Source organism: Nocardia sp. NPDC003345, from assembly GCF_053589395.1.
The window spans coordinates 1-7,069 of the sequence record NZ_JBSFRU010000327.1 but is presented as its reverse complement, the minus strand read 5'-3'; the positions used below and the strand labels follow the sequence as shown (position 1 = coordinate 7,069).

At 67.5% G+C, this 7,069-nt stretch carries 8 protein-coding genes; all 8 read left to right on the top strand.

Annotated elements, in window-relative coordinates; all coding sequences use genetic code 11:
- The coding region (locus ACWDU1_RS26700) for an FtsK/SpoIIIE domain-containing protein (protein WP_450002595.1) at window positions 1–950 on the top strand (950 nt) is incomplete at its 5' end.
- Window positions 951–1,053: 103 nt separating this feature from the next.
- A complete protein-coding gene (locus tag ACWDU1_RS26695) occupies window positions 1,054–1,389 on the top strand; it encodes a hypothetical protein (RefSeq protein ID WP_450002593.1) in 336 nt (111 codons plus the stop codon).
- Between the two features lie 30 nt (window positions 1,390–1,419).
- Window positions 1,420–2,775: a PPE domain-containing protein gene (locus ACWDU1_RS26690; RefSeq protein ID WP_450002592.1), complete on the top strand. Its 1,356-nt coding sequence runs from the start codon at window positions 1,420–1,422 to the stop codon at window positions 2,773–2,775.
- Between the two features lie 43 nt (window positions 2,776–2,818).
- A complete protein-coding gene (locus tag ACWDU1_RS26685) occupies window positions 2,819–3,265 on the top strand; it encodes a hypothetical protein (protein WP_450002591.1) in 447 nt (148 codons plus the stop codon).
- Between the two features lie 46 nt (window positions 3,266–3,311).
- Window positions 3,312–3,614 carry a WXG100 family type VII secretion target gene (locus ACWDU1_RS26680; RefSeq protein WP_450002590.1) on the top strand — a complete coding sequence of 101 codons (303 nt, stop codon included), beginning with the start codon at window positions 3,312–3,314 and terminating at the stop codon, window positions 3,612–3,614.
- 58 nt (window positions 3,615–3,672) lie between these two features.
- Window positions 3,673–4,494, top strand: coding sequence for an ESX secretion-associated protein EspG (locus ACWDU1_RS26675; protein ID WP_450002588.1), 822 nt, complete (start codon window positions 3,673–3,675; stop codon window positions 4,492–4,494).
- 30 nt (window positions 4,495–4,524) lie between these two features.
- Window positions 4,525–6,288, top strand: coding sequence for an AAA family ATPase (locus tag ACWDU1_RS26670; RefSeq protein ID WP_450002586.1), 1,764 nt, complete (start codon window positions 4,525–4,527; stop codon window positions 6,286–6,288).
- Window positions 6,285–7,069: type VII secretion integral membrane protein EccD (gene eccD / locus ACWDU1_RS26665; RefSeq protein WP_450002585.1), on the top strand; the 785-nt coding region annotated here is incomplete at its 3' end. The genes ACWDU1_RS26670 and eccD, both read left to right, overlap by 4 nt.

Genomic DNA, 7,069 nt, shown 5'->3' with positions numbered 1-7,069 from the left:
CGGCGGTGCCGCCGAACCGGCCCGGCCGGTGTGTGGCAGCCGAGGCCCTGCATATGCTCACGGCGCTCCCGCGTACCGATGGCAACGGTGATGCCGATACCGCCGCGGCGGGCCTGAACGCCGCGATCACCCAGTTGCAGCAGACCTATTCGGGGCGCCGTGCCCCGGAGGTCCGGTTGCTGCCCGGCCAGGTGGGTATGGCCGAGATCCTTGCGCATGCCCCGCCGCCCACGAATCTCGCGGAACGACTGAGGGTTCCGTTCGGCATCCGGGAGTCCGACCTGCAGCCGGCCACTCTCGATTTCGGTGTCTCGACGCATTTCGTGATCCTCGGATCCTCCGGCTCCGGGAAATCGACTGTGTTGTCGGCGCTACTGGAGTCGATACGCACCCGGTTCACGCCGGACGAGGCCCGGGTGCTGCTGGTGGACTACCGGCGCCAGCATATGGACGCGATCCCGCACGAGCAGCAGGTCGGCTATATGACAAGTGCCCGGGACCTGGTCGAGTACCTGCCCCGTTTCGTCCAGAAGATGCGCAGCCGGCGGCCACCCGACGATGTGACGACCCAGCAGCTGAAGGAACGGTCCTGGTGGAGCGGACCGGAGATCTTCGTGGTGGTCGACGACTACCACATGGTCGCGCAGCGCGGGCAGATCAATCCGCTGGATCCGCTCAAGGAGATCATCGTCGACGGACGCGATACCGGATTCCACTTGATCGCCGCACGTAATATCGCACAGGCGGATTCGGCGCTGTACGACAGCGTTCTCGGTCAGGTCAAGAACCTGAATTCCTCCGGTTTCATCATGGACGGGTCTCGTCTCGACGGCATGCTCATCGGTGATGTGAAGCCGACGAAACAACCGGTGGGCCGGGGCATTCTGGTGGAACCGCTGAATTCGACGAAGGATTTGGTGCAGGCGGCCTGGATGCCCGAAAGCGAGTAACCGGACCGCCCGTTCAGCGGGACTCCCCAGAGTTGGGAATGGCCTAGCGTTCTTGATGTACCGCTCGGATGCGGGGACAGTCAACGGTCGATCGGAGTTATCGATGGTCCCACTTACAGCTATTACCGAACAGTTTCCGGTGATCGGCGCCCGTGTCGGCGCGCAGGAGACTTCGCTGGCGTCGTATTACACCGCCGCCAGTCAACTCGCCCGCCCGGTCGCCACCGGTCCGCATCTGCCGGGCGCTCTGCTCAGCGCGGCCTTCGGCCTGGTGGAGCGGCTCTACTTCACCAATCTCGATGCCGGGGTGGCCGAGAAGATGCGGGCCGGCCAGACCACGGTGGAGGCGGGCGTCGCGCTCGAACTCACCGATACCTCCGGCGGCCTGTCCGTCGGCGCGAACGGCGCCGCCCTGGCCCCCGGCAAGATCGGGGGCTGATCGGCTCGGCCGGACCGGGCGGGAGGCGTTATGCCGTTCTTCGACTATTTCGCCGCGGGACCCCTCGCGAACTGGGCGCAGCTTTTCAGCGGTCCGGGCGCGGCCCCCTTGGTCAGTACGTCACTGGCCTATAAAGGGGTACAGGGCGCATTGAACTCGGCCGCAGCGGGTTCCGACGGAATCGTGTCCCAGATGGCCGAGGCGTGGGGCGGGATGAGTTCCCAGCGCGCGCAATCGGCATTCCGTAAACACAACGAATGGGTTCGTACCCAGGCGACCGCCGCCCAGGTGCTGTCGACGGTCGCCGACGCGAGCGTCGAACTACACGGAATGGCAGTGGCCCTGATGCCGAGCCTGCCGGAAATCGTGGCGGCGATCGTCGCTCGCGCGACCGCCGCCGGCGCCCTCGCGGCGAGCGCCGGGAGTCCGATGGCCCTGGTGACCGGGCCCGCGATGGCGACCGCGGAACTGGAGTATCAGCTGGTGCGTTTGCGCGCGGCGGCGTCGATGCAGACCTACGAGGCCGGCGCGTTCCAGGTCGTCGGGGCGCTACTGAATGTGCCGATCATCCCGCCGCCGCCGATCGTGATTCCCGGGGGCGGCATGGTGCCGACGGAACCGCCGGATCTCAGTACGCCGCTGCAGGATCTGCTGACCAACGGCCCGGACAGCCAATACCTCACCGATGGCGGAAACGGGAACGGCCCGAATTCCCCTGGTGAGGGTCCGCAGTCCCCGGGTGATACCGGCCCGAACGGCGGAGACGGCGGTGGCGGTCCCGACGGCGGCGACCCGGGACCGGACTTGGGCCAGCCCACTCCGGACCAGCAGGCCCTGTCCGAGATCGATCAGGCGCTGGCGAACGAACCCGGTTTCGATCCGGGTTCCGGTGGTTTCGAATCCGATCTCGCGGCCCAGGACGCGCTGTTCGGAACTTCCACCGGCTCCTCCACGCTCGCCGCGCTCAGCGGTGGCGCCGCCGGCCTCGCCGCGCTGAGCATGGCCCGGGGCGGGATATCCACGATGCCCGGTGCCGCCACCGGGTTCCGGCTGCCGGGTGGCTGGTCCCCGGGCGCGGGTACTCCGTTCGGAGCCTCCACCGGCTCGCCGGCCGGGGCCCCCGTGCGCAACGCGCCCAAGCGGGTATCCGCACCGACGGCGCGGATGCGACGCCGCCGGAAGGAAGAGGAGGAGCGGACCGGCAAGGTCTTCACTCCCGGCGAACAGTTCGAAGTACCGGTACTCGAGCGCCCACCGGCGATCGGCGTCATCGAATACCAGGACGACGAACCCGAAGAACACCTCGTTCTCGACTCCTCACTCGTGGGAGTACTGGATCGGCTCGACGACGAGGTGCGACCCGACAATGAAGAGACTTCCCGCTGAGCAATCCGGGAATACCTGACATCAATCTGTGAAAGGAACGATCATGGCCGACAACATGATGTCCGGGATCACCCAGGCGGATCCGGGCACCCTGGCAAGCGTTGCCACGAAAATGGCGGGACCGCTCGGCACTCTGGAGGGTAATCTCCAGCAGCTCGCCGGAATCCAGGGCGATCTGAACTCTCATGTTCAGGGACAGACGGGCAAGGCGGTCTACAACGCGCTCGGTAACGCCTACGAGACCGGCCGGCACGTCGCGAGCTTCATGCAGACGATCATGGACACCATTCAGGACAGCGGTATCAACTTCGACAACCTGGACCTGGACGGCGCGGCCCGGATCGGCGCCGACGGCGGTCTCGACGTCGGTACGACCTCCGGTTCCTGGAACAACAACAGCGCCGAGGGCGTCCAGTCGGCGGACCTCAACCAGAACACGAGCAATTTCGGCAACCTCAACCCGGACCCGAAGTTCAATCTGAATTTCTGATCCCTCCGATTCCGAATAATCCTCCACAGAGAAAGTGTGATTTCCGATGGCAATCCACGTAAATTACGGCGGGGTCGAAGATGCCTCGGCGCGGACGAAAACGGTCGTCGAGACCATGAACCAGAACCTGGACGATCTCCGCGGTTTGAAGGACATGCTGATGACCGAGTTCGCCGGTTCCGGTGCCGAGGGGTACCAGGCGATCGCGAACGAGCTGAACAGGCGGCTGGACAACTACGCCATCAGCATCCAGGGCCTGAATCAGAAGGTGTGGGAGGTCGCGGCCAGCCAGGGTCTCTTCCAGACCACCGACAAGGGCATCGGCAGCAAGTTCGCCGGCCTCGCCTGAGTTGATCGAGTACAACCCGGCTGGTGCGGGGGCAGCGGATGCGGCCGAGGCCGACCCGGTGTCCATCGACCTGAGCGTCGATGCCGCCCTTGTCCTCAAGGACATGGTCGGCATCGACGCCTACCCCTCGGTCCTGGCGATCATGCCGAATATCTACCGGGTCGAGGACCGGGACCGGGTGGCGAAGTTCGTGCGGGAGCAGCTCGCCGATGCCGGAATAGTCGCCGGTGACGAGGTGCACCCCGTCGTGGCGGGCTGGCTGCGCTGCCTGGAACGACCGGACACCGAACTTGCGGTGCGAATACTCGACACCGGACGTGGCGATACCGAACCCACCATGCTGCGCATATCGCTGGTGCGCTCGGGTGGGGACCACGTGCTCGCCGTACGGTGCGACGACCAGATCGTCGTGCAGTCGGTGTATCACGAAGGCAAACAACTGAATACTCTGGTCGCGGCATTGAAATCCGCACTGGGTGACTATCCGGTGCCGAGTTTCGAACCGTTCACCCTCCCCGACGCCGAGCTGGCAGGGATTCCGCTGGATCCCGACGAACGTCGTGCGGCCCTGCGGGAACTGGGTGCGGTGCCGCAAACCGCGAGTGTGCTCACCAGGGCGCTGCAGGAGATCGTGCGCCGCGCCGAGGTGATCATGATCGAACACGGTGACGGTGATACCGGAACACCCGATATGCGCGCCTGTATGTCCGTGCTGGACACCTTCTCGGGCCGGGTGGTGATCACGCCGAGCACCGCGATGGACGGGCAGACCCGGTCGACCTTCCGCCCCGGTGACGACCCTGCCCTGCACAGTGGTATCAACGCATTGGCCGAGCTGCTGCCCGGCCGCAGCTGGTTCGATACCGCGCGCACCGGTTGACGTTCCAGTGCTGGATGAGAGGACGGTGAGATGAACCGGGCACCGACAACGAACGGCGACGCCTCCGCGGCGCTCGCCACAGGCGGCTACGACGCCTATTTCGCTCAGCTCGAGGAACGTCCCGGCAGCGGGCCGTCCACACCCGTTCCGCCGCTGCCCGCGGATACCCGTCCCGCGGCGGAGGCGTCCGGCGCCCCGGCCGCCGATACCGTCTCGCCGCCGGAAACCGATGCCGAGCGAGGGAGTTCAGTGGCCGCCGAGGACCCCGTAGCCAGACCGGTGGCCGGACCGCCCGCGCCCGGTCCCGCCCCGGCCGCGGTATCGCCACCGGCCGCCACCCAGTCCTCGGCCGGGCACGATTCACCGATCACCTCCGAACCCGATCTGGCCGAGTTGCGCCAGCGCGCCGCCACCGCGCACCAGCAGGCAGCCGAAGAGGAACGCCGGGCGATAGCGCAGCGGCAGCAACAGGGTGCCCAGCCGGCGGTGACGCCACCACCCGTAGGCGCTCCGCCGGAGTCCTATACCGAGCGCAATCCCGCGGCGACGCAGCCGCCGGCCTCTACCTGGGGCGGGCCGCAGGCCGGCGTCGACGGCCCCGCCGCCGCTCCACCTCCCGCGGGGGCCGCGGCCGCGCCCACCGGCTATACCCAGGCCGAGACGCAGCCGGGCTACACCACCGGGGCGGACTATTCGGCAGCCCCGCAGAGTTACGGTGCCCATCCCGGAGCGCCCGCGCCCGCGATGAGCGCCGCCGCCGACAACTCGCGGGTGCCCGACCGTATCCACCGGTCCGCCTACGAGAACTCCGGCCGGATCGAGATCCTGCCGCCCGCGCTCGCGTCGGCGGAACTGCTCGCCGAGATCGCGGCGGTCCGCCAGGCGCATCTGCGGTCCAACAGCGGTGTGCGTGGCGCTCTCAACAAGGTCGGGTTCAATCTCGGTCTCTCCCCGGCCGAGCAGCGGGCCGAGAACCGCCGCAACAGTATTCGCCGCCAGCTCACCGCGCCGTATCAGATCGCGGTGGTGAGCGTGAAGGGCGGCGTCGGCCGGACCACCACCGCGGCCGGGCTGGGGTCCGTCTTCGCGAAGTTGCGACCCGACCGGGTCGTCGCGATCGACGCCAATCCCGACTTCGGGGATCTGTCCAGCCGCACCGCCCGGCACCAATACGGCCTCACCCTGCGCGACCTCGCCCAGGCCAAGGGTCGGCTGGATTCGTTCTCCGCCGTACACTCCTACACCTCTGTCAACACCGCCGACCTGGCGGTGGTCGCCTCACCGTGGAGCACGGATGCGGGCGAGGCGCTCAGCGGTGGCGAATACCAGACCGGCGTGGAGATTCTGCGGCGCCACTACAACCTGCTGGTGGTCGACTGCGGCACCGGAGTGCTGGATTCGTCGACCAATACCGTGCTGCGGACCAGTGATGCCGTGGTCGTGGTGACCCCCGCGACGGTCGGCGGGGTCACCGGCGCGGTCGCCACCCTGAACTGGCTCAGCTCGCACGGATTCGATCACCTGATCGCCTCCTCGATGGTCGCGATCGTGCGGCAGCATCCCGCCAAACCCACGGTGGATATCGAGGCCATCGAGAAGCTGTTCGCCTCGGCACAGCGGCCGACCATCCAGATACCCTTCGACCCTCATCTCGCCGAGGGCGGCGAAATCGATCTGCGCATGTTGGAGAAGGAAACAGTGCTGGCTTTCGAGGATCTCGCGTCGGGTCTGGCCGACGACTTCCCCGGGTATGTGGCGGAACCGGCGTACGGTGACCACGGGGATTATCGGTGACCGCTGTACAGACGGCACCACCGTCCCCGGCGGGCGGCGCGGCGCCGGCGGAGGTCGCGCGGGCGCGTATCGCGGTGATGGTGGCCACCTACCAGGTGGATGTGGTGGTGCCGACCAAGTTCACCGTGGAAACCTTCATCGACGATCTGGTGGCCGTGCTGGCGAATGCCATCGGCGACGAGGAAGTGGATTTCACTCCGCCGCAGGGGCAGTGGAGCCTGGCGCGCCCGGGTGAGCCGCCGATCCCGCGGTGGCGCAGTCTGGGGGATCACGACGTCGTCGACGGTACGGTACTGCTGCTGGCCCCGGTCGAATCGTCGGAGGTCTTCACCCCGGTCGTCGAGGACATCACCGATGCGCTCGCGCTGATCAACGAGCGCGAATTCGCCGAATTCGATTCCGATACCGCCGCCGTGGTCGGCCTGGGTGTCTTCGGTATCGGCTCGGTCGGCATCGCCACCATGCTGTCGTGGACCTGGTCGCAGTCCGGATCGTGGCTGTGGTGCGGCCTGCCGGCGCTGCTGCTGGGGGCGCTGTGCTGGGCGGCCGCGGTGGCCGTGAAGGGCAGCGGCGCGGCCCGGCGGATCTCACTGGGTGCCGCGCTGGCGGCCATTCCGCTGCTGTTCACCGGTAGCGCCATGCTGGTGCCACCGGCCTACGGCGAACCCGGCCCGTTCGCACCCGCCAATATCGCGGCGGGCGCGGTGGTCGCGGCAGTCGCGGCCATGGCTCTGATGCGGGTGACCGGTTCGGGTATCGCCACCCTGATGAGTGTCGCGGT